We start from the raw sequence: 25,216 nt of genomic DNA, 5'->3' as shown, positions 1-25,216 counted from the left end.
TTAACAATAATTTATAATATATAAATTAACAAAAGATTAGGAAAAATTATGCTAAGGAAAACTGGCTGATTTAAGTTATTATGTGGATTAAGTGCGGTCAGTGTTGTTGCATCATCATGTTTTGATCCAAATAAACTCTTTTTTTCAGATAAAAATAAAGTTGATGTTAATAGCATAACTAATGATGATCTAAAAATTGAATATAAAAAAGAACATTCAAAAATTTTTGCGAGTCAAATCAATCTTGATAATTATCAAGAGTATTTCGTTGTCAAATTGATTAAAAAAAATGATAACAAAGATCTTACTGATTATGTAAATATTGATCTTGGCGATTTCAATGCTGATGATGAAAATGGTGTTTTATCTTTTATTGTTAGCGTATCGGTTAAAAATGGTGATCCTAAGATTAAACGATCATACAGTTTGGAAATATATGGATTCTTGAAGAATCCAAGAAATAATAATAATTCATCTAATAGCGAAACAACTAATTCACCGGTAATTATTCAACCAAATCAACCTAAATTAGATAAACCAATTCAACCAGAAATTATTCCTCCAACAGAATCTAAACCAGAAATGAATAATGATCTTGGTAATGATTTATCTAGCGGTAACAATTCTGGTGATAATTTAGATAATAGCGAACCGGATTCATCTGAAACTAGTAGTCCATCTAATCGCGCGGAAGTCAAAGTATTTAGTGATAATGAAATTTATCATAAGATTTATAAACGATCTTTTTCGTTGCAATTTTATACTCGTTACAATTTTAATGATCCTAAAGATCAAATGAATAAAACGCTTTATTACGTAACTAATGGTACGGGTTGATTGTTAGATTATCAAAAGAGTGTTTTAAATCCTAATCTTTACCGATTATATGTAGCAACAAACCTACATGTAGCTCAAACATTATGAAGAGCTAATGATTTTGATAATCCAATAAACGATTTAGAAAAAATTCCAGAAACAGTTGGCTTTTCAATTGGTAAATCTGATGATGTTAGTTTTTATCCTAAACCAACACCATCATTTAATAAGCCGGCTAAATACGTAACTTTATTAGAAGATCTTCCTTTTTATAATAAAGTACCCGATAATCAAAATACTTATCGAGTAAGTTCTAATAGATTATTAACAATTCCTAGAACGATATTTGCTGCTGTTGATTTTGTTCGCGATGAACAAACTAAAAGGGATTTTTCATCGTTATGAAATAGCCAATTCAAGGGACAATTCATCAATGGAGGTCTTGGTGGGCAAAATCTTTTAGAAAGTGCTTATTCTGATGATAAACAAGACAGAGAAAGGTTGGCAGATCAATTTATTCAAAAAGGCATTGGTTTATACAAAGACTTTGCTGTTATTAGTTTTGAAGTAAATATTGCTCAAGATATTGATTCACTTAATCCAAGAGCGCTGATAGGAAGTAAATTGCTTCGTAAATATGTTTTAGATGCTGTCGATGAGCTTAACGAATCAGTTAAAATTGCTAAAACGCCTGGTCAATATAACTTAACTACTCCAAACCTACCTTATGTTGATATAGATTATCCTTCAGTTAAAACTTCAACTGACACCGCAATTAGTCTTGATGACATACATAAAGCTTATATTGCTGGTTATCCAGGGATCGATGAATTAAATGATCAGAATAAAACAGTTAACCGATTCAAATGGGTGCAAAACAATTTAAGCAAAAATCCAGATAGTTTGTTGTCTGGAAATATCAATAAAAACCTTCTAGGTCGGTTACAAACCTTTAATGGAAAGATTCAATCTTATCACAATAAGTATTACCATCAATACGGAATTACCCAAGAAGTAGAACGATCATCATTACAAGCAGGTTCTAGTGGTAGTGTTGTTTATTCTAAGTATGGATTACCTTATGGGATTTTCTGAGGTGGATATAATAGTGGAAGTAAAGATGGATTTGTTGCACAACAAGAACGAGGAGTTTTCGATTATTTAGCGCAATCTAAAAAAACTGAATTTAAATTCAATATTCGATTTGATGATTCAGATCAACCAATGAAATATAAGATTAATATTGAAGCGTACAATCTTATTGATGGGACTGATAAAACTAAATACCCTAACCAAACTAATTCTTATCGTGAAGCATTGAAAAAATATCTTGCCACTAAATCTCACGAAAAAACTAAAGGTACATTCTTATTCCCTCAACCATAAAATAAGTCTAACCAATCATAACCATATATAATAAGTAGATATTCTTATATATCTACTTTTTTAATTGTTTTTTATTTTCTATTCTATTATCGATATAATTTATATATGTTCATTTTGAATTATCTTGTCTTTCTAGCAGATAGAATGACAATATAGCTAATAATGAATAAATAAGAATAATAAAAGAAATTAACTGTTAAATATAGACTAAAGCATATTTTGCAAATTTTTGAAAAAATAGTGCAAAATATTAATCTGTATAAAACCTATTTATTTAAGAAAGGCTTTGTAAATAATATGAAACGATCTAAAAAATTAATTATTAGTTTAGGTGCTGTGTTGCCAATGGTTGGAACTCTTGCGCTAAGCTCTTGTGGTAAGATGGCTCAAGCAAGCAAACCGTATGAATTCAAAGCTGATGCTGATTTTAGAAAAGCAGCTTTTGGAAATATTGGGACAATTAACCAAGTTAAAAATGTTGTAGAAAATTCGTTACAGATACCTGCGGATGCTCCTGCTGGCACTATGATGAGTGGTACTGCTATGGGTACAAATAATGGTGCTGGTGGTAATACTACAAGCTCTAGATCTAGTCTTGTTTTAGTTGAAGGTGATACTTCTGGTAGCGGAGGAACAGGTGGTACTGATTCATCAACAGCTCCAGCTCCTGCTACTCCTGCAGCTCAACCTGAAGCTAAACCAGCTGAACAAATGTTCATGGGTGCTTGAAAGCAATTTAGAGCAATCATCGATAAAATGACTGATGGCGAAGCTAAAAATAAAGCAAATGAAGCTATCAAAACATTTAAAGCTGATTTCAAAACTAAATTTGGTGAATTATTAAAATTTGGCGGTGATAACATGACTGCTCTAACAAATGGAAGTGCTACATTAGAACAATTGAACGCAGCTAGAGATAGTTTTGTAGCTAAATGAAAAGAAGTATTTACTGTATACAACACTTTTGGAAAAGCTCTTAACCAATCAGTTATTTTTGACACAACTAAAACTTTAAGAGAATTAGCTCAAGCTGGTGATGGACTAAAAACTTTCTACAAACTTAATAATGTAGACGTTTACAATTTCTCTAAACCTGTAGCTGGCGATTCATACAATGACTTAGCAAGATTCTTTGAAGCTTTAAACAGTTTCTTAGGAACTCAATTCAGCAACAACTCAACTCCTGAAAACGTTTTCAAATTATTCGGAAACATCATGGCTCTACTTATGGACCGTGAATTAAGAATTATTGATGGTGCTATTAACGCTGTTCAATTAACTACTCCAACTAACAACAAAGCAGGTGTTGAAGCTAAATTATTAGCTAACTTAAACAAAGGTTCAACAATTTTAGCTAGATTCAATAAAGCTACTGAAGTTGTTAAATCTGTTAAAGATCAAACTGACATGTGAGCTGCTAACGCTATCATTAAAAAAGAAGGTAACGCTCAATCTAAGTTACAAATGGCTGTAGCTAAAGCTAATGAAGAATCTAAAAAAGTTTTATCTAAATTAAGCGATGCTATCTATGGTAACGAAGCTAACATGCCTGGATTTACTAAAAAAGGTTTATTAAACTCTGTTGATGCTTTAAGCAAACAATTAAAAGCTGCTGAATCTTACGTTTCAAGCAACTACACTAGTTTAGACAACTTTGTAAGCTTCTACAAGATGACTAACTCAACTTGAATGGATGCCGTTGGTATCTTCTTAAACACTAGACCGATTGCAGGTTTAACTAATGACGCAATCGAAAAATTAGCTCCAGCAGCAGATACTGATGCTATGCTATTCACTGAAATCAAAACTCAATTAAAAGCATTGATCGCAGCTACTCCTAGCTTAACTAAAGTTGGTGACGGTCAAGACGTTAAGTCAGCATTCTACCTAAACCAAATGGTAAGAACAATTACATCTGATAACCAAGCTAGATTAGCTTCTATCGGTGAAGGCGTTGACGGTTTCAAAAACTACGCTAACATGTCTCTTTAGTCGAGATCATAATTAATTAAAACCATAAATTAAACCGCTAAAAAGGTTTAATTTATTATCTTATCTTAACAAGATGCATTAGTTCTAATTTTTCAGCTAAGAAATTAAGCATTTTGTTATATAATATATAAAGCACGTTCAGCAAACTAATATTAAACTAAAACAAAGGATGCGTAATAGTTTTATATAGAAGACTATTGGGTTCGTTACTAGGTAGGCTGATATTACCGAAAGCGTTTAACATCTTTTTATTATTTAAGAATTAGTTTTATATCTAATGTTTGTTTGCGTGTATAAATTCACATAAACAAGGATTTTCATAAATGTCACGATATACAGGCAGTATTTATCGTAAATCTAGAAGATTGAATTTCTCAATTCTTGAATCTGGAAAAGAATTTACGAATAACAAGTCAAAAAAAGGTGTTAAAGTTCCCGGACAACACGGATCTTTAATTCGTCCTAAATTATCAAACTACGGTGAACAATTACAAGAAAAGCAAAAAATGCAATTCATGTATGGTTTAAACGACCGTCAGTTTAGAAGATTATTCGCTGTATCTAAAAAGATGAGCGGGATCTTAACAATGAACCTATTTAGAACTCTAGAATCTAGACTTGATAGTTTAGTGTTCCGTATGGGTTTTGCACCAACTAGAAGAGGTGCTAGACAATTAGTTAACCATGGTCACGTATTAGTGAATGGTAAAACTTTTGATATTCCTAGTGCGATTATTCCATTAGGATCAGTAATCGAATTAAAACAAAGAGCTCACAACTTACCATTAGTTAAATTGGCTTTAGAATCTAAAGCTACAGCTCCGTTTGTTGAAGTAAATAAAAAAACATTATCAGGAACTTATGTAAGATATCCAGAACGTAATGAACTACCTGCTGATATCAATGAATCATACGTTGTTGAGTACTACAAACGTTTAGTTAAATAAGGTAGGAGATAAATACATAATATGGCAACAATTGCACAACTTATTAGAAAACCAAGAAAAAATAAAGTTAGAAAATCTAAATCTCCAGCGTTACAAGTTAATTTAAACACCCTAGAAAAAAAGATTACTGACAAATCATCTCCATTTAAAAGAGGTGTATGTACTCGTGTAGGGACAATGACTCCCAAAAAACCTAACTCAGCGTTACGTAAATATGCTAAGGTTAAATTAACAAACGGAATGGAAGTATTAGCTTATATTCCAGGTGAAGGTCATAACTTACAAGAACACTCTGTTGTGTTAATCAGAGGTGGTCGTGTAAAAGACTTACCAGGGGTAAGATATCACATTGTTCGTGGTACATTAGACACTACTGGTGTAGATAAAAGAAGACAACAACGTTCTGCATATGGTGCAAAACGTCCGAAAGCAGATAAGAAAAAATAGGTCTAAGATATGCGTAAAAATCAAGCTGAAAAAAGAAAAGTACTACCAGACCCAGTTTATAACTCAGTACTGGTTACAAGAGCGATCAACACCATTATGCTAGATGGTAAAAAAGGGATAGCTCAAAAGATTCTATATGGTTCATTTGATGTGATAGCTGAAAAAACTCAAAAAGACCCATTAGAAATATTTAATAAAGCAGTAGAAAACATCATGCCAAGACTAGAACTTAAAGTTCGTCGTATTGCTGGTGCTAACTATCAAGTACCTACTGATGTAAGTCCTGAAAGAAAAGTTACTTTAGCGCTTAGATGATTAGTAACTTTCTCAAGAAAACGTCACGAAAAAACAATGTTAGAAAAAATTGCTAACGAAATTATTGATGCTTCAAACAATGTAGGTGCATCAGTTAAAAAACGTGAAGATACTCACAAAATGGCAGAAGCTAACAAAGCGTTTGCTCATATGAGAATGTAATTATAAACAATTATGGCTAGACAATATCCTTTAGAAAAATTCAGAAACTTCGGTATCATGGCTCATATTGATGCCGGTAAAACAACAACTTCTGAAAGAATTTTATTCCATTCAGGTAAGACTCACAAAATCGGTGAAACTCACGATGGTGCGTCAGTTATGGACTGAATGGCTCAAGAAAAAGAACGTGGTATTACGATTACATCAGCAGCTACTTCAGTTACTTGAAAAGATTGCCAATTAAATTTAATTGATACCCCTGGACACGTTGACTTTACTGTTGAAGTTGAACGTTCATTAAGAGTATTAGATGGTGCTGTAGCAGTATTAGATGCTCAAATGGGTGTAGAACCTCAAACTGAAACTGTTTGACGTCAAGCAAGTAGATACGAAGTGCCTAGAATTGTTTTTGTAAACAAAATGGATAAAACTGGTGCTAACTTCGAAAAATCAGTTGCTTCAATCCACTCTCGTTTAGGTGTTAAAGCAGTTCCAATTCAATTACCAATAGGTTCTGAAAGTGATTTCAACGGAATCATCGATTTAGTTGAAATGAAAGCTTACTTCTTTGATGGTGGTGAAAACGAAAACTACGAAATCAAAGATATTCCTGCTGAATTCAAAGAACAAACTGATAAAGCTTATGCTCACATGTTAGATGAAGTTGTAACATTTGATGAAGCAGTAATGGAAAAATACTTAAACGGAGAACAAGTTACAAAAGAAGAAATCAAATCTTGTATCCGTAAAGGGGTTATTTCATCTTCTTTATTCCCAGTTCTTTGTGGTACAGCATTTAAGAATAAAGGTGTTAAACCTTTATTAGATGCAGTAGTTGATTACTTACCTTCACCAGTTGATGTACCAGCTGCTAAAGGTTACAAAGGCGATGAAGAAGTTCGTATCTCAACAAGTGATGATGCTCCATTTGTTGGATTAGCTTTTAAAGTTGCTACTGACCCTTATGTTGGTAGATTAACATTCCTTAGAGTGTATTCTGGGGTGTTAACTTCAGGTTCTTATGTTTACAACACAACTAAAGATAAAAAAGAACGTGTTTCAAGAATTGTTAAGATGCACGCTCAACAACGTAATGAAATCGATGAAATCAGAGCTGGTGATATCTGTGCAATCGTAGGTCTTAAAGATACAACGACTGGAGATACAATTACATCAGAAGGACAAGAAGTTACATTAGAATCAATGTCTTTTGCTGAACCAGTAATCTCATTAGCTGTTGAACCTAAAACTAAAGCTGACCAAGAAAAAATGGGTCTATCATTATCTAAATTAGCTGAAGAAGATCCAACATTCAGAACATTTACTGATGAAGAAACAGGTCAAACAATTATTGCTGGTATGGGTGAATTACACCTTGACATCTTAGTTGACCGTTTAAGAAGAGAATTCAAAGTTGATGTTAATGTAGGTGCGCCTCAAGTAAGCTACCGTGAAACATTAAAAGCGAAAGCTGATGTTGAAGGTAAATACATTAAACAATCAGGTGGTAGAGGTCAATATGGTCACGTAGTGATTACATTTGAACCTAACCATGAAAAAGGATTTGAATTCGAAGATAAGATCGTTGGTGGTAAGATTCCTAAAGAATACATTAAGTCAGTTAAAGCAGGTTTAGAAGCTGCTATGAACAACGGACCTTTAGCTGGTTACCCAATGATCGATATTAAAGCGAGTTTATTTGATGGTTCATACCACGATGTTGACTCAAACGAAATGGCTTATAAGATTGCTGCATCAATGGCGCTTAAAGAAGCTGGTAAACGATGTCAACCCGCTTTATTAGAACCGATTATGGGAATTGAAGTGACTGTTCCTGAACAATACTTCGGTGACACTATGGGTGATATCTCTTCTAGAAGAGGGATGATTGAAGGGACTGAATCACGCGATAATATTCAAGTAATTAAAGCGAAAGTTCCTTTAAGTGAAATGTTTGGTTACGCAACAGATCTAAGATCATTCACTCAAGGTCGTGGAAACTACATTATGCAGTTCTCTCACTACGCAGAAGCTCCTAAATCAGTAGTTGAAAAAGTAATTGAAGCTAAATCTAAAAAAGCTTAGTATAACTACTAATACAAAAATAATTAAGATAAGTAAGATTTTTATTTAAAAAAGAATTTTAATTATTTAAAATAAGGATAACAGCTTTTGCTGAACAAACTATAATGGGTCAAGATTTAAATACATTAAAAAAACGTAGATTGATAGCTATTATTTTAATGGCTATCGGAGGTATTGCCTTAATATTGGGTATCGCATTCCTTGCGATATTAGCTATTCCTTCAAATGAAATTAATGTTAAGGTGATGGAAAATGGAATGGAATCTATTCAAATGATTAATGTTAGTACATTCCAATTCTTATTAAATTCTTATGAAGGATATGAATTAAGTATTGAAGGAATTTTACAAATTGTTGGTGCTGGTATAGGGTTAGTAGCAGCTATCGCTTTACTAGCCGCTGGTGGTATCTTCTTTATGAAAACAAGACGCCAAATGATTGAAGCGATCATGGCTATGCAAGCTTCTGAAGAAGAATACGAAGAACAAGCTCAAGAACAAGAAGAAGTTGCTGAAAATCAAACTGAAGAAGTTAAACCTGAACCTTTAAGCACAGAAGCATTAAACGCTCAACCTACTCAAGCAGTTCCTACTGGTAATATTCCTACAGAACAACTTAATACTCAGGCAGTTGCTGCGCAATTTGGTAACGCTCCAACAATGCAAGTTGGTAACCAACCAAACAACATGAATCCAAATCCTAATGGAATGCCTAATCAACAAATGGGTCCTGGGTTTGGTCAAATGCCTGGTGGTCCAAGACCAATGCCTAATCAACATGGTCAATTTAACCAACAACAAATGCCAGGTCAAAACCCAACTATGCAAATAGGCGGACCTAGATCAATGCCTGGTCAAGCTCCTATGCCTGGTGGTCCAAAACCGGTTCCTGGTCAAGCTCCTATGCCTGGTGCACAAGGTCAAAGACCAATGCCTGGTCAAAACCCAGCAATGGGTCCAAGACCAATGCCAAATCAACTAGGTCAACAACCTAATCCTAACGCACAAGGTCCAAGACCAATGCCTAACCAACAACCAGGTCAAAATCCAACTATGCAAATAGGCGGACCTAGACCAATGCCTAATCAACAACCTGGTCAAAACCCAGCAATGGGTCCAAGACCAATGCCAAATCAACCAGGTCAACAACCTATGCAAAATGGCCCAAGACCGATGCCAGGTCAAAACCCAGCAATGGGTCCAAGACCAATGCCTAACCAAGGTCCTAAAAAATAATAATTGCCAAATGATCTACGAAAATAAACCGCATAATAGCGGTTTATTTTTTTATATAAAAACATTACGATCAAATAAATCTAATACAAATATAATAATATTTCATCAAAAATCAAATATTTGTATTGATTTAAATTTAAAAATAAAGCAGTTACAAAATGGGTAAAAATTATTTAAAAAAATTATAAAAAAGCTAAGATTTATTATTTACAAATAATATAAATTAATTTATAATTTTTATAAATTATGTTTAAAAAAATAGTATTGGCTTCTTCTGCTTTGATCGTTCCATTAAGCTCTTGTTCTAATATAGCTAATGGTTCTAACTATCTATTAAAACAAGCGACATCAGAAGAAAAAGAGCAAGAAAAAACAAATCAATTACTAAACGAGTTTTTATTAAAAATGTATAAAACTCAAGATGTAGTTAATAAATATATTGAAGCGCAAAAAAAATCAGAAGAATCAATAATAAAATCATTAGATGTTTATCTAAGATTGTATAACGGATTTAATATAGCGACTGATTCAGATTATGCTTACGGTAGGTCTATTGAAGATGTTGGATTTATCAGAGGAGTATCACTAGATATTCAAGATGCAACTGTTCAAATCTTCAGATTTATTAAAAGTGATTTTTATACTTTCTTAACGAACTACAATAAATTTAAATTTGTTGGTTATTTAGATGGTAATGATAAATTCAATAAAGATATTGAAGGATATTTTTATGAAATGAGTTTTTTAAAAACTTATCACAAGGAAAAAGGTATTGATGTTTTTTATGTTCCTAAAACTAATCAAATTATTGATTACAAAGAAATAAACAATTATCACTTCTTTAAATTTGCTGATTATTCGATAGCATCGATAAAAAATGTGGGTGATAAGTACTACATTATGCCACTAATCCATATGGTTAAGAATGATAAAAATAAAAATGTCGATGTAGATATTCAAGAATTCTATGAATATATGAATATGGAAGAACCTACTACTGAAAAGATTCAAAAATGAAATGAAAAATATGGAGTAGCAATTAGTTATGCGCTTAGGATGACTGTCTAAATTATTATCAATAGGTGTGCTAGCATCAACATTATCTACATCTTGTGTTAATTTAAATCGCGAAAATTCTGATATTTTAAAAACCCAATCAACAGCTAAAGATAATCAATTAGTTTTATCAAAAGATGAATATATTAAACAAACAGCGATACAAGAAATATTAAATCAAGTTTACCAAGAAGATGTAGATTCTAAAAATACTTATATTCAAGAACAGTTAGATACAAAATCTAATGAAATATTCGAAGAATTTCAAAACACTTTAGCTTACTATAATTTAAGCGTTGTTAGAATCTACTCTAATCCATTTGCTGATACGCCCGAAGATTTTATTACTGGAAGAAGAAAATTCATTAAATTAATTAATGATAATTGATTATTCTTTTTATACAACTATCATAAATTGCAATTTCTAGGATCTTCACCGGCATTAATTAATAGTAGCGATGAATTTAATAGAAAATACTCAGCTAAATTAAAATGAATTCTTCAAGCAGATAGTAATAAAATTAAAGATTACGCAACTAATGAAATTCCTGCTTTAGAAACTGAATATGGATCTTTTTCAAAAGTTCCACCACCTGAAAAAGATGATAAAGGAATCTATAAATATCAAAATTGACCTTATTATAGAGTCTTATTTTATCTAAGAATGAATAACGATACAATCGTTTCTTTATCAGTTAATCATTTAAAAGATTTTAAAGGTGTATATCTAAATTCAAGAATCACAACACCAGAATTTATCCAAACTAAAAAAATAAAAGATTTTAGTATAGCTGAATACGCTAAAAACTTTTACAAAGTAGATAGCAATCTTGATGCTATTTCAACTAAATATAAATCATCTTCAAGTTTCTATGAAGCACAAAACGGAGATGCAGTGCCTTATAATCTAAATTTTATTGTTAAATAATATGCAAAATCAATACAAAACTTTTTATCGTTTCTTAAATCTATTTATATGATCCAAGAAATCGATGTACATAATTCCAATTATCGGTTTTATTGTTATCTTAATATCAGGATTAGTATTAAGTCTTGTTAATAATGCTGAACTGTTTAAAACAGTTTTAATAGCACCTATTTTATCAACATTATTATTTAATGTTTTCTATAGTACAAACAGCGCGATTACCATTTTTAAATCAATGGAATCAGAAGGTGTAGAGTTATTATTATCTTCAAAACCAATATCTAGAAAAGTTAATATTTTATCAAAAATAGGATACTTATTTATTATCGGTTTCATTAGCTCAATTATTAGTTTTGTTGCTTTTAATATTGGTTTATTAGGATCACGAAATACTTCATTTTTACCGCAATTTTTTTATAATTCTTTAATTGTTAGTTCATTTTTTGTAAGCTTTTTTTGTTTTATAACTTTTGGTTTTATAACCGCTTTAATTTCAATTAAATTAAATCGTAGAATAGCTTACTTCTTAATGCCGAGTTTATTTTTACCTTTATTTTTATTAGGTAATATGAGTGGTTATTTTTCAGATACAGCAATTAACTCTTTTTCAACAAATATGTTTAACAGTCAAAAGTTAATTCCATTCTATAACTTTTCGACTAAAAATACTAATGATGAAATCTTTATTGTTCCAAAAAACGAAAGAAAAGGATTCATTGGAGCTGAAAAAGATGCTATTAAATTAAATTACTTAGACGCTAAAGATAATTCAATCATCTTTCGATTTATGAGTTGATTAAATGTTCCTTTACAATTTGGTTTAGCTTTTTCTGAAAATGGTGGAGATTTCTTAAACACTCGTTCAATTTATAAATCTTCATTATTAAACGACACTGTTTATTATTCTCAAAACGATAACTTAAGATATAGCTATGAATTAGAAGAAAATAAAGATTTATCAACTGGAGTTGAAGGTGGTTACTTAGTACCTAACTTACCATTAACAACTGATAATGAAATTATTTATGCTTGAGAAAATGCTAATGCTGAAACACTACTTCCGCAAGATACATTTGGATTCTCAACTATCGATAATTATGCCGGAAGAATTAAATGAGATGTCATTGAAGAAGGTTTAAAAAACAAAAACAATATTAATTTCTTTCAAGAAGTTATTACAAAAAATAATGATGGTAATTTTGAGAAATTATTAAGTGATATTCATGCAAATTTACCGGAATTATTAAAAAAATATAATGATCCATTAAATGTTAAATTTAATAAATTAAACGATCTTGAAAAACAAATTTATTTATACACTTTATTTGCATACCAACTATTCTTCTTAGAAAATGGCGCTAATAATTCACCATTGCTTGAAGATGCTAAAAAATATTTAGGTGAACAAATAAAAGTAACACTAATTAACGGTGATAAATACTTCATTGGTGGTTATTCAGATTTTAGACCAATATTAAGAACGATTAATAATCCTGACGCTGATCCAAATAATGACTCAACAACCGTTATTCAAGTTGCAAGAATGCAATTAGATCCAGTTAAGGACAAAAATCTATTTATTAAGGTTAAAGATTTTTATTCAGTTAAAAGAATAAAAGATGCGGTGCCTGCATACGGACTATACTTATTTTGAGTAGCGTTAAATCTGATTTTAATAACAAGTGTATATTTTACATACAGAAGAAGAGAGTTTAAATAATATGAATCCAATTATTGAAGTAAAGAACTTTACTAAAAAATATAAAGGTGATTTTTTAGCGGTTAATAATATATCATTCCAAGTTCAGCCAGGTCAATTTCATTGCTTCATCGGTTCAAATGGTTCTGGTAAAACAACTACTATAAAATCGATTATTAATGCTAATGTTGAATTTGATGGATCTATCTTAATTAATGGTCATCTTAATAACTCTATTTACGCTAAAAAATTAATTGGTTATATTCCAGAAACATCAATTTTTCCGACGAATTTTAATGTTGATAAGTTCTTATATGGTTTTGCATTATTGTCTGGATACTCAAAAGAAGAAGCTAAACAACGCAAAAATAAGGTTGCTAAAGATTTAAATATCGAACATTTATTAAACAAAAATCCAAACAATTTATCAAGTGGTCAAAAGAAAAAAATAATGTTAGCTCAATGTTTGATTGATGAATCACAAGTAATCATCATGGATGAGCCGACAACAAACTTAGATCCATTAGCTAGAAAAGAATTGTTGGAAATATTATCTGATTTAGTTAAAAATAAAAAAACGATCTTTATAAGTACCCATAATTTATCTGAAATGTCAAAATACGCTGATTCTGTTACAATAATTGAAAAAGGTCATTTGATCTATTCTGGTGAAACTGACAAACAAGACTTAGAAGAATTTTATATAAGCAAGCTAAAAGAATATGAAAAACAAAACAATTAAGAGAATAAGTAATGTATTAGCAGGTTTTTCGTTAGTTAGTGTGTTTTTATCTAGCTGCGGTAATCTTTCTATTCCGAAAGAACGAAAAGATTTATTATTGAATGGCATGCCTAACTTAAAAAGTGAAAGCAATCCAATTGATTTATTCTTACCAAAGATTTTTACTGATAAGGACGACATTTTTATCAGTGACTGAAAAAAACGACAAGAACCCTCTAAGGAATGATTAGAAGAATTTAAAAATAACTTAAAATTTTTCCATGCTAATCGAGAAATAATTTTGTCTAAAATGCGGGAAAAATGATATTATTTCTTATCTAATTTAAAAACATTAACTTGAGGTTATACCAAAGTAGATACAGAGATATTTGATAAAGCTAGTCGCTGTAAAGGTGTAAAATTATCAGATGATTTCTATGAAAGAAAAAAAGAATTTGTAGACAGTGAAAGTGATCTTAAAAACGATCTTAATTTTGCTAACGAAAAATACATAGAAGATGCAAGAATTCCTCTTGAAGTTACCGATTCATTCTTAACTTACTATTTCTTATTAGACGATCAGCATTTCATGCTTTTAAGTTATGATTTTTCTCCAAGTAACGGCACAGGAGCTGATGGCAGACCTGATATTAATTGAAATGTTTATCGTTTTGCTAACAAGGATAGAAAACCTAACTTTAAAGAATTTGAATGAATCAAACACGCAATTCTAGCCCATTCTGGTGACTGCACTTATGAAAAAGAAGGGTTTTCTAAATTTGATAGATTATCACGTTTAGATGGCGTTTTATTGAAATACGAACTTAAAAGTATAGATTTAGGGAATGGTATTTCAGGTACAGATGAAACTATCAAAGAAGATAAATCTCAACCTAAAGATCATAATGATTTGGATATGATTGATTTATCTAATCCGGATGGAACTGAAAGTTTGAATAAAAACAACGAAGATTCAGATAGTTCTAGAGAAACATTAGAAAGAGAATTATCAAGTATTAGCTAAAAATTAATCAATAGCTTGTTTAGAAGAATATAAGAAGATTTCAACATCCTTTGTGTTGAAATCTTTTATTTGTATATTATTTACAACAAAAGGAGTTTTAATAATTTGGTACATACCATTATCTTCATAATCTGAATAATTAATGTGTGATGCGCTAAATCCAAATAGTTCTTTGTTGTTATCTATTAATGCTTTTGCATTGGACAAGAATTTATTATCATTTGCAAGTAATAATAATATCTGATCAAAGCCTCTTATATCATTTTGAACTTCATCGTTTAAAATCAATGTTTCGTATTTTAATAACAAGTTCTTAAACCTTTGAATAATCGATTTTAATGAACCCTTATTTTCGTCATTATCTAGATTTTCAAAAGTGTTCATTGTTTCGATATAGTCTTGTTGGTATTTCTTATTAATATTTTCAGAGTTGTCTGAATAAATAAGATAACTATTTGATTGCTCATCAATAATAATTTTTGTAGCTCTCATTAAAGCTCAACTAATAAATAGTTTCTCAACTTTTTGTTTTAATAAAAAAGGGATAATATTCTTGTTTAAATTGAATTTATCAAAGATTAAAGCTTTGATCTTATTAATGATCTTATGATCAATTTGATTAATAGACAATATTTTAAGCATAACAAGATTTTAAAATATTTTAAAAGTTATTGTTAATATGTTAAAATATACAGGTATAGTAAATAATTAAAACAAAATATGGCTCGTAGAGATGATCTAACCGGGCTTGGTCCTTTAGCGGGAAATAATCGTTCTCACGCCCTAAACATTACCAAGCGTCGTTGAAACTTAAACTTGCAAAAAGTTAAAGTAAAAACTGATCGTGGTGTGCTATCTGTTAAGGTTTCAGCTAGAACGATCAGAACATTAAGAAAACTAGATCTTTTAGCATAGTTTTTAAAAATAAAATTTATATAACAGTGTTTCTTAACACTGTTATTTTTTTATTATGTAATACTTGTTTATTATGGCAACAAAAAATTACGAAATAAAAGCAAAATTAAACTCAGATAAAACAGTTACAGGAATGACTTCTAAACACGAAATCTTAATGGATGCTACAACAACCAAAGGGATGACTCCATTAGAAGCTCTTCTTAACGGTTTATGTGGATGCGAAATTAGTGTAATCAATTATTATGGTCCTAAATTATTTGGTTTAGAACTTCAAGAATTAGAAATGGAAGTTAAAGCTTGAAGAGATCCTGAACCGGCTGATGAATACTACGGTCTTAGAAAGTTATCAATTCACTGAATTGTTAAATCAAATAAAACTCTAGAAGAATTCAAAGAAATTATTAAATATGCACATAAAACATGTCCTGTATTTAATACTTTATCTGGTAGAATTGTTTTCGAAGATACTATTACCATTAAATAAAAAAATTACCTTATTAACACAATGATTCTAATTTTTAGATTCCTTGGTAAATAGGGTAATTTTTTTATACTTATAAACTTATTTTATTCTTTCTTTTATTTTGAATATATGTATCAATTTTATTTAATGCTTTTAATAAATATTTAGCTGGTAAATAATACATAAATGGAATAACTATTACATTAAAGATAATTAAAAAACTAAACAATATATTATTCGTGTCCTGATTCGTTGCGAATCTTAATAATGTTAATGGATATCAAGCAGGTTCAACATCGATACCAAAAATTATATGTAATATTAAATAACCATATATAAACCTTGAAGTTCATCCAGCTAACTGAAATCATAAAGGGTAACAAAAACCAATATGTTTGCTAAATTTATTAAATGAATTAATAAATTTATTTTTAGTTGTTTTACTTTCTAGATTAAATCCTACACAGCTATTAATTCATAATCATGACAATAAAAATATTAAAGGTGAAGCATATCCGCTAGCTAAAGCGAAATTATATTTATTTATTCGATTGGTTTTAAAATCTAAAATAGTTTGAGCAACGATAGCAATAGCAGTTAAAATAGATAACATCAAAACCGAGAATTTAAACTTTCAAATTCTCATATATTTTCTCATATACAATCCAAAATAAAATAAAGAGATCGTATTAATAAATGAACTATATCTATGTATTTTAGATAACCAAGGATTATCCATTCCTATAGTTGGAAATTCATTGGCTATCAGGCTAGAAATGTGCGTAAAAAAACAGTAAGAGATAAGGGTTACAATCAATAATGTATTAGCAGCAAAACCACTCTTATTCAAAAAATTAATAATTAAAAAACCAAATAAATTAAATCAAAATAAAGATACAATAAAAGAGGTTCCGATAATGTTATAGTTTTGAGTTGGAAATAATGTATACAAGAAAATGTAACCATATCATTTATAAGGATCAGTACCCCATCCTATAACTTGATCTTTTTCGATTTCTTTAAGAGCAGTTATTCCTAGTTCTAATAACTTATCATTCTTATTTTGTAAAATTACTAAAGTTATTACAAATATCAAAATAATTATAAAAGCAACAATATAAAAATAAAAATAAAAAAGTTTATTTTTATAAATATATTGCTTAAAAGTTAAATGCTTATCTGTATATATATTAAATCCTAACGCGATAGCTGATACGCAATATCCTAATCCTATAAAAGGAAATCATATTAGGTTCAAAAAAATTTTAAAACCAACTGATAGTTGGCCGCCAATCACTAAAAATCCAATTGAAGCTAAGGAGCTAACAACTCCAATAAATATTATTGCTCTTAAGCCGTTAATATTGAATTTGTAATTAGATAGCGAATTATTGTCAATATATTTTTTCATTAATGCTTTGTTTTAAGCAACATATTGATTTTATCAATTTAATTTTAAATAATTAAAATTAAGATATGGCATTGTATTTAATCGGATTACCGATAGGGAATCTTAATGAAATTAATAATAGAGCAATATCGGTTTTAAATGATTTGCAAATTATTTTTTCTGAGCACACGGATAATTTAAAAAAAATACTTAATCTGTTAAATATTAATTTCGCTGATAAAAAAATAATCAGCTATCACAAGTTTAATGAGACATCTAGATTTGATGAAGTTAGTGAATATCTAAAAAATAATGATGTAGGTATTGTAAGCGACGCTGGTTTTCCTTGCATTAACGACCCTGGTCAAAAATTAGTTAATTATCTAAGAAATAATAATTATAACGATATCATATGTATTAATGGATCTAATGCCGCTTTATGCGCATTAGCTTCTAGCGGGTTTGATAGTTCAAGATTTTATTATGGCGGATTTTTCGGTTATAAAAAACAGGAAATTATTAACGAACTTAATGAAAGGTTAAAATATCAATCTACTTTAATTTATTATGAAGCAGTTCATCGAATCAAAAGTACATTAGAAATAATAGAAGAAAGCTTTCCTGATTTAGAAGTTTGTGTAGCTAGAGAATTAACTAAAAAATTTGAGACATTCTATTTCGGAAAAATTAGCGAAATTATCGGTAAAATTGAATATAAAGGTGAATTTGTTTTATTAATCAATAAACCATCTATTAATAAAAATCATTGCGAAATAAATGAATCAATTATTGAAGAATTAAACCTTTTGATTAAATATAATATGCGTCCTAAAGATGCTTGTAAATATTTAGCTGATAAATATAATTTAAAGAGTTCTAATTTATATGCTTTTTGTATCAAACAAAAATAAAGAACCGTTTTATTCTCCTAAATCAATAGATGATTTAATAGGGCAAAAACATTTATTTCATGAATACGGATTATTAAAGAGAATGGTTGAACTTAAGAAACCATACTCTTTATTAGTAACTGGTGAACCAGGAATAGGTAAAACTACACTTTGTAATCTATTAATAGAAGAGATGAATTTACCAAGTTATAAATTCAATTCTGCTAGTGATAGCTTAGCAGAATTGAAAGAATTCATCGATAAATCTAGACAATTTGATAAATGTGTCATCATTATCGATGAGATTCATCGATTACATAGAGATAAACAAGATATATTAATTAAAGGATTGGATGCTAAGTTGTTTAATTTATTCGGTATAACAACCGAAAATCCATATTTCAGTATCAATCCGGCTATTCGTTCCAGAGTTCATACAATTAGATTAACTAATCCAACTAGCACAGAACTTTTTGAAGGTTATAAAAAGATTATTAAAAATAAAAATATAACCAATATAAACGATGATATTCTTTATAAGATATCGCATATTGTAAGTGGTGATTTAAGAAAAGGGATTAACATCATAGAATTATTGAATACATATTATAAAAATATCGAAATTACCGATGATATTTTAAAAAATGTGATTGATAATAATCTTTCATTATCTTCTTATGGAGATAAATTTCATGATTTAAAATCTGCTTTACAAAAATCAATAAGAGGATCTGATCCTGATGCCGCTGTCTATTATCTTGCGCAATTAATAGCAACTAAAGATTTAACAACAATATCAAGAAGATTAATTGCATGTGCTTACGAAGATATTGGACTAGCTAATCCAGAATTATGCTCTAGAGTTTATATAGCAACTCAAGCGGCTAAAGAAGTAGGTTTTCCAGAGGCTAACCAAATACTAAGTAGTATCGTTATTGAAATGGCTCTATCAGAAAAATCTAGTAGTGCTTACGAATCAATATCTAATGCGTTAATAGATGTATTTGGTGGTGAAGCTCATGACGTTCCTTGGCATATTAAAAAGAATGCATTTGATACTTCTAACCCTTTATATAATTTTCAAAAATACAAAAACCCTCACAATTATAAAAATCACTGAGTAGATCAGGATTATTTACCTAGAGAAGTTCGAAACAAAAAATACTATGATCAACAAGATCATAATTACAACGAAAAACTAATGAATGATTATTGATTAAAATGAAGAAAAGAAAAATAGCCTTTATAGGCTATTTTTAATCATATTCTAATTAAAAAGCGTTTTTAAGAGTGAATACACCAATATTTTGTGTTCATATTGTGTGAGGTGTTCCGCTTATAAAGTTAAAACCATAACTGATATTTAAATAGAACGCGACATTTTTATTAACTTCATCTACTTCAACGCCTCTTATACCTCATCTTAAATCATTTGTATCGTTTTCACTAAGACCTACTCTATAGTTATAAACATCTTTATTAGGACCTAAAGAATCTTTAAAAAGAAATAAGTCTTTATCATTTATTTTTACATTGTTTATAAAATTTTTTAGATCATTTTCTGTTAGCTGAATAACAACAAAACCACCATCATCAAAAAATGCACTATTAGTTAATTTATTTTTGTTACCTTTAAAAGCTTCTAGGTAATTAAAAGGTGATGGTACAATTTGACCAGATCGAGGGGGTAAAGCATTTTTTATATTATTTACATCAGTAAATTTGCTTTGCAGAGTTAATTCTAATTTTTTGAGATTAATCTTTCCGTATGAACCTGTTGCTTCGAATTTATATGTTTCCTTTTTCGTTTCTGATTTAGACTCAGAAGAATCGCTAGGATTCTTATTATCTTTCTTTTTACCAATAACAGATGAATTACTTGGTTTATTGCAAGAACCTAAAATTAGTGGAGTCATTAACAACAATATAGATGATGCGATTTTTATTTTTTTTAAATTCATATTTTGTTTTTGAGTTGTTGATAGTTATTCTATTCTTCATCTATACCTAATTCAGATTTAAGTTCAGGGTATATTCTGCAAGCTTCTGAAAAGAAGTCAGATAGTTGATCTACAGCTCTAGATCGTTTAACTACATAACCTTTAATAGATTTATAGAACATAGATCTTAGTATTAAACTTAAGATACTTAGAGCTAATAAGCCGCCGCTAACACCCATTAAACTAAGAGAAACAAGATTTAAATAATGCGTAAATTTTTCAGCGGTAGCCTCTTTATTCAGAATTACTAATTTATCAACGATGTTAGTTATTGGAGTAATGGTTTTAGATACTTCTTCTGCTAATTCAGAAATATCGATAACTTTAGCTAATCGTTTAGCTTCATCAAAACCCGACTCTACATTGCTTAATATTTTATTCGATTCAGGAATTACTGTATCAGATAAATTTTTCGCAATTTTCTGGAATTCATCTAATTTTCTCATAGTATCTTGGTAATCACTACTATTACCTGTAGCAGTGAAAGCTACCATATATTTTTTCAATTTTTCCCGAACTTCATCAATCGATTGATCAACATTTTGAATATTACTTTTAGTTTCTTTAATTATTCCTTTAAAGTTATTTAAACCACCGCCAACTGTATCAACAGTATTGTTAATTTTCATAGGAATAGTTAAAATATCTTGATTGGTAACAATTTCATTTACTCTATTTAAAACATCCTTTGCTTGACTTAATAAACCATTATTACGATCTTGAAATCCTTCGTAAAATTGCGATATCTGTTCCTTAAATATATATCCTGCAGTACCCACCCCTCCAAGTACTAGAATAAAAATTAAACCAATGCTATAAATAATTCTTTTTATTGTCTTATTAAAAAAATTCAACATAATTATTGAGTAATTAAACTAATAAATTATTTCATCAGCAACATGAATGTAAAAATAAATGATCTATCTAAATACCAATTTATTAACAATGAAATATATTTGGATAAGTTAAGTATAATATTTTATCAAATTAATAAATTTAATTTAAGTAAGGATAAATACGATAAAAAAGTATGAGTTATTAATTTAACCGATAAAAAACCTAAAAGATGCAAAATTCTTGATAACTATACAATAGTCAATAAACTTAATGATGAAGAATTATTGCTTCAAAAGAAAGATAAGTTTTTTGTATACGATTACAAGAAAAACAAGATTATTAATTTCTTGAAATTAGAGAATACGGAAATTAATAAGATTAAAGTTCTTGATAAAGATACTTATCTAATGCTAATTAGAACTAATGTTAATGATAAATATGAAGTCATAAGAAGAATTCCATTTTACTCTGATGGTTCTAGTGATTTTTGTCATAACCAAGAAATCAAATTAGTTAAATATAACTTAAAAGATAAAACGATAGTGGAATTATCAGATAAAAATGAAATGGTAACAGATTTTTATCTAAATGATTCAAATCTTTATTATTCTTATCAAGAATACAATAAGGATCAAATAAATAGTCGATACAGTGGTCTAAAATGGTTTAATCTATTAAATAACGCAAAAAAATATCTAATTAGAATTGAAGATAAAAAGACTATTTATGATTTTTATTTAACTGATAAAAACCGTTTAATTGTTAGCATTAATGATTATTCTAGAATAGGGATGAATCAAAATGGGGATTGGTATAACTTAGATAATAAAGGCAAATTGACTAGAATTGAAAGTAAATACGATATTTCTTTTTGAGATTCTGTAAATGTTGATCATACTTATGGTATTAAAAAACTTAGTCATGTCGATAAAGATGTTTATAAAATATCGACATATAAAGATAAACAAGAAATATTTAAAATAAGTAATAAAGAAATATCAAAAATATCGAATTTATCCGGTAATATCTTGAGTTTTTTGAAAATTAATGATGAAAAATTTTTATTAAATTACATCACATGAAACGAAATTAATGAGTTGTATTTTTATAACCCAAAGACTAATGAATTAAATCGATTAACTAATCATAACCAAAAAATAAATAATAGTTACAAAAAACTTAGACCTATTGAGACATTTGAATTTGAAAACAATTCTTATAAACATATAGGTTATGTGATTTACCCTGAAAAATTTGATACAAATAAAAAATATCCGGTAGTTTTACAAATTCACGGAGGTCCAAAAACTGCATATTCAACATCATTCCAACATGAAATGAGAATGCTTTCATCTTGTAATGCATTTGTAATTTTTATGAATCCTAGAGGATCTGATGGTTACGGTGAAAAGTTCAGTGATATTAGATCGAAATATGGAACTGTTGATTATGAAGATTTAATTAAATTTGCCGAAGAATTTAAAGAAAAATATTCTAAAAATGTTGATAAAAATAATGTAGCTGTTATGGGTGGCAGTTATGGTGGTTTTATGACTAATTGAATGATTTCTCATACAAATAAATTTAAAGCCGCAATCACTCAAAGAAGTATATATGACTGGCAAACAATGTTCTATAATTCTGACATTGCGTTAGACTTTCCAAATGACCAAATATGTAAGGGTGAATATAACGAAGAACTAGTTAAAAAACAAAGTCCTTCAACATTTATAAAAAATGTAAAAACTCCAACATTAATTATTCATTCACTTAATGACTATCGCTGCCCTATTGATCAAGCATACGGTCTTTATACAAACTTATTAGCTAATAATGTTGATACGAAATTATTACTATTTAAAAATAACTCTCATGGTCTATCAAGAAATGGAACGCCGTATTGCAGAATCGGTAGATTGTATGCTATCCAAGAATGACTACATAAACATTTAGATAATTTTGAATTAGATGAATCAAAGGAATTAAACAAGCACAGTAATAAACATATAAATTAATTAGTAGATTGCGATAAAGCAAACTGAACAACTATTATTATAATAGTCGTATAATTTAGATATTCTTACATACATATTATTTAGAGATATTAATTAAACAAATTATGAGTAAAATACTATTTATTAATTCTTCGCCGATCGTCAATGATGCGAGTTTTTCTTATCAAATAGCTAAAGCTTTTGAAACAGAATATGCTAAATTAAATCCTTCTGATTCAATTGAATGATTAGATCTTAATGAAGAAGAAAAAGCTAGCGTTACATTAACTTCTAAAAATTTTAGCGAATACTTTAAAAACGAAAATGTAGATCCTTTAATTGAACAAATTAAAAATGTTGATAAATTAGTAATAGTTGCTCCTATGACGAATTTTAACTATCCAGCAACTTTAAAAAATTGAATTGATAAAGTTTTTGTTGCTAATAAAACATTTAGTTACAAATATTCAAAAAAAGGCGGATCAGTTGGTTTAATGGATCATTTAAAAGTAATGATCATCAATACTCAAGGAGCTCCTGAAGGTTGATACGCTTTTGGTGATGTATCAGCTATGCTTAAAGGAGCTTTCGAATTTATTGGAGCAAAAGTTGATTTCATTAAAGTTTGTGGCACTAAAGTTGACTATATAAATAAGGAACCAAAAACAATTTTGGATCCTAATTTAGAACTAATTAAAGAAAAAGCGAGAAATTTTTAGTATAAGCTTTATTTTTAGTTTAAAATATATTAGGTCTATTTAATAAAATATATAAAGTAGATATAATAATTAATATTAATTAAGAAAGGTGAACATTTTTTTAAATGTTTTTATTTGAAGATATAAATGTTGAATCAGCACAAGCTGTAAAAGCAGAAGAATCACCTGCACAATCAACAGTTCAAAATAAAGAAGAACAAGTGCCTGCAAATTCAACAGAAAAAGTTCTAGTAACTCACACAAAACTTTTAGATGTTGGTGCTTTTAACGGGGTAGCTAAACGTAAATGAAACCCTAAAATGAAGCCTTACATTATTCCTAGAAATATGTCACAATTCAGTGCACAATTCGATTTAATTAACTCTGATATTTTAAATCAAAGATTGCACGATGCTTTTAACTACTTAACAGAAGCAGCTAAAGCTAAAAAGAACATTTTATTCGTAGGAACTAAATCTAAAGGCGTTCAAGAATTAATTCAATCAATAGCTGAAAGAACTAATACTTACTACATTAATCAAAGATGATTAGGTGGTACTTTAACTAACTTTAAAACTATTGGTAATTCAATTAATCAACTTAAGAAATTGATTCATACTCGTGATAATGATTTGACTAAATATACTAAAAAAGAACAAATCATGATCATGAAAAAATTAGCTAAACTTGAAAAGTTCTTTGGCGGTATAAAAGACATGCAAGGACTTCCTCACGTTATAGTTATTGATGACCCAGTTAAAGAAAAAAATGCAGTTACTGAAGCTAGAAAATTAAAGATTCCAGTTATTGCTTTATGTAACACTAACTCTGATCCTAATATCATCACTTTACCAATTCCAGCTAATAACTACAACATTCGTTCGGTTACATTATTACTTAACTTATTAGGTGATGCTGTTGCTATTGCTAATGGTAATGCTCCTAAGTTTGCTTACAAACCGGATGAAGAAATTGACATTCCACAATTAGTTAAAAAAGAAACTAGAACAGTAGTTAACCGTGATCGTACTGGTTTTAACAAAAAACAAGTTAAAACAGAAGAAGCTAAACCAACAGAAGAAAAAATTGCTGAATAGTTTTGCTTTATAGTTTATATCTAATATAACTTCAAGCGTTAAGCTTGAAGTTTTTTATTACAAATTTTAGAAAAGCGTTATTTAACAAAAACTGCTGTTTGTTAGTTAGAATTAAT

At 29.0% G+C, this 25,216-nt stretch carries 23 protein-coding genes; 19 read left to right on the top strand and 4 right to left on the bottom strand.

Going from position 1 to position 25,216, the window contains the following annotated elements:
• Positions 1-48 precede the first annotated feature (48 nt).
• From NMG77_RS02820 to NMG77_RS02765, 12 genes are all read left to right on the top strand, one after another.
• Entirely contained in the window at positions 49-2,202 is a 2,154-nt protein-coding gene (locus NMG77_RS02820; RefSeq protein WP_255045700.1) for an MIP family Ig-specific serine endopeptidase, read from the top strand.
• 297 nt (positions 2,203-2,499) lie between these two features.
• The gene (locus NMG77_RS02815) at positions 2,500-4,194 is read left to right on the top strand and encodes a hypothetical protein (protein WP_255045699.1); all 1,695 of its coding nucleotides are present in this window, start codon (positions 2,500-2,502) and stop codon (positions 4,192-4,194) included.
• Positions 4,195-4,517: 323 nt separating this feature from the next.
• Entirely contained in the window at positions 4,518-5,141 is a 624-nt protein-coding gene (rpsD, locus tag NMG77_RS02810; protein ID WP_255034448.1) for a 30S ribosomal protein S4, read from the top strand.
• A 21-nt stretch (positions 5,142-5,162) separates the two neighbouring features.
• A complete protein-coding gene (gene rpsL / locus NMG77_RS02805; protein WP_255034447.1) occupies positions 5,163-5,588 on the top strand; it encodes a 30S ribosomal protein S12 in 426 nt (141 codons plus the stop codon).
• A gap of 9 nt (positions 5,589-5,597) precedes the next feature.
• Positions 5,598-6,065, top strand: coding sequence for a 30S ribosomal protein S7 (gene rpsG, locus NMG77_RS02800; RefSeq protein WP_255034446.1), 468 nt, complete (start codon positions 5,598-5,600; stop codon positions 6,063-6,065).
• 12 nt (positions 6,066-6,077) lie between these two features.
• A complete protein-coding gene (fusA, locus tag NMG77_RS02795) occupies positions 6,078-8,150 on the top strand; it encodes an elongation factor G (RefSeq protein WP_255045698.1) in 2,073 nt (690 codons plus the stop codon).
• A gap of 104 nt (positions 8,151-8,254) precedes the next feature.
• Entirely contained in the window at positions 8,255-9,385 is a 1,131-nt protein-coding gene (locus NMG77_RS02790; protein ID WP_255045697.1) for a hypothetical protein, read from the top strand.
• A gap of 246 nt (positions 9,386-9,631) precedes the next feature.
• Positions 9,632-10,453 carry an aromatic motif membrane protein gene (locus NMG77_RS02785; RefSeq protein WP_255045696.1) on the top strand — a complete coding sequence of 274 codons (822 nt, stop codon included), beginning with the start codon at positions 9,632-9,634 and terminating at the stop codon, positions 10,451-10,453.
• Positions 10,431-11,369, top strand: coding sequence for an aromatic motif membrane protein (locus tag NMG77_RS02780; protein WP_255034442.1), 939 nt, complete (start codon positions 10,431-10,433; stop codon positions 11,367-11,369). Before NMG77_RS02785 ends, NMG77_RS02780 begins: the two co-directional genes overlap by 23 nt.
• Positions 11,370-11,433: 64 nt before the next feature.
• Entirely contained in the window at positions 11,434-13,089 is a 1,656-nt protein-coding gene (locus NMG77_RS02775) for a hypothetical protein (protein WP_255045695.1), read from the top strand.
• Between the two features lies 1 nt (position 13,090).
• On the top strand, positions 13,091-13,810 hold the full coding sequence (locus NMG77_RS02770) for an ABC transporter ATP-binding protein (protein ID WP_255034440.1): 720 nt from the start codon (positions 13,091-13,093) through the stop codon (positions 13,808-13,810).
• Positions 13,791-14,813: a hypothetical protein gene (locus tag NMG77_RS02765; RefSeq protein WP_255045694.1), complete on the top strand. Its 1,023-nt coding sequence runs from the start codon at positions 13,791-13,793 to the stop codon at positions 14,811-14,813. Before NMG77_RS02770 ends, NMG77_RS02765 begins: the two co-directional genes overlap by 20 nt.
• A 3-nt stretch (positions 14,814-14,816) precedes the next feature.
• Here NMG77_RS02765 and NMG77_RS02760 read toward each other — a convergent pair whose 3' ends face one another.
• Positions 14,817-15,455, bottom strand: coding sequence for a hypothetical protein (locus tag NMG77_RS02760; RefSeq protein WP_255034438.1), 639 nt, complete (start codon positions 15,453-15,455; stop codon positions 14,817-14,819).
• Between the two features lie 78 nt (positions 15,456-15,533).
• Here NMG77_RS02760 and rpmB point away from each other — a divergent pair, with 78 nt between their 5' ends.
• Positions 15,534-15,728 (top strand): 50S ribosomal protein L28, encoded by a 195-nt coding sequence (gene rpmB / locus NMG77_RS02755; RefSeq protein ID WP_255034437.1) that lies wholly within the window; start codon positions 15,534-15,536, stop codon positions 15,726-15,728.
• A gap of 73 nt (positions 15,729-15,801) precedes the next feature.
• Positions 15,802-16,215 (top strand): OsmC family protein, encoded by a 414-nt coding sequence (locus NMG77_RS02750; RefSeq protein ID WP_255034436.1) that lies wholly within the window; start codon positions 15,802-15,804, stop codon positions 16,213-16,215.
• Between the two features lie 70 nt (positions 16,216-16,285).
• Here NMG77_RS02750 and NMG77_RS02745 read toward each other — a convergent pair whose 3' ends face one another.
• Positions 16,286-17,605, bottom strand: a complete 1,320-nt coding sequence (locus NMG77_RS02745) for a hypothetical protein (protein WP_255045693.1) — start codon at positions 17,603-17,605, stop codon at positions 16,286-16,288.
• A gap of 65 nt (positions 17,606-17,670) precedes the next feature.
• Between NMG77_RS02745 and rsmI the strand changes: the two genes are divergently transcribed.
• Both rsmI and NMG77_RS02735 read left to right on the top strand, forming a co-directional pair.
• A complete protein-coding gene (gene rsmI, locus NMG77_RS02740) occupies positions 17,671-18,495 on the top strand; it encodes a 16S rRNA (cytidine(1402)-2'-O)-methyltransferase (protein WP_255045692.1) in 825 nt (274 codons plus the stop codon).
• Complete coding sequence (locus NMG77_RS02735) at positions 18,470-19,714, top strand: AAA family ATPase (RefSeq protein ID WP_255045691.1); 1,245 nt, start codon at positions 18,470-18,472, stop codon at positions 19,712-19,714. The genes rsmI and NMG77_RS02735 overlap by 26 nt, the downstream gene beginning before the upstream one ends.
• 31 nt (positions 19,715-19,745) lie before the next feature.
• Here NMG77_RS02735 and NMG77_RS02730 read toward each other — a convergent pair whose 3' ends face one another.
• Both NMG77_RS02730 and NMG77_RS02725 read right to left on the bottom strand, forming a co-directional pair.
• Entirely contained in the window at positions 19,746-20,435 is a 690-nt protein-coding gene (locus NMG77_RS02730) for a hypothetical protein (protein WP_255045690.1), read from the bottom strand.
• A 29-nt stretch (positions 20,436-20,464) separates the two neighbouring features.
• A complete protein-coding gene (locus tag NMG77_RS02725) occupies positions 20,465-21,331 on the bottom strand; it encodes an MG_279/MG_280 family protein (RefSeq protein ID WP_255045689.1) in 867 nt (288 codons plus the stop codon).
• A 42-nt stretch (positions 21,332-21,373) separates the two neighbouring features.
• On the opposite strand from NMG77_RS02725, the gene NMG77_RS02720 reads away from it, so the two are divergent.
• The 3 genes from NMG77_RS02720 to rpsB all read left to right on the top strand — a co-directional run bounded on the left by NMG77_RS02720 (position 21,374) and on the right by rpsB (position 25,100).
• Entirely contained in the window at positions 21,374-23,326 is a 1,953-nt protein-coding gene (locus NMG77_RS02720; protein ID WP_255045688.1) for an alpha/beta hydrolase family protein, read from the top strand.
• Between the two features lie 104 nt (positions 23,327-23,430).
• Positions 23,431-24,024 (top strand): FMN-dependent NADH-azoreductase, encoded by a 594-nt coding sequence (locus NMG77_RS02715; protein ID WP_255045687.1) that lies wholly within the window; start codon positions 23,431-23,433, stop codon positions 24,022-24,024.
• A 104-nt stretch (positions 24,025-24,128) separates the two neighbouring features.
• On the top strand, positions 24,129-25,100 hold the full coding sequence (rpsB, locus tag NMG77_RS02710; protein ID WP_255045686.1) for a 30S ribosomal protein S2: 972 nt from the start codon (positions 24,129-24,131) through the stop codon (positions 25,098-25,100).
• The last annotated feature ends 116 nt before the right edge of the window (positions 25,101-25,216 follow it).

The sequence above is a fragment of the Mycoplasma bradburyae genome (assembly GCF_024339025.1).
Classification (GTDB): Bacteria; Bacillota_I; Bacilli_A; order Mycoplasmatales; family Mycoplasmoidaceae; genus Mycoplasmoides; species Mycoplasmoides bradburyae.
The sequence above is the reverse complement of the archived record's forward strand: the minus strand, read 5'-3'. Positions and strand labels throughout refer to the sequence as shown.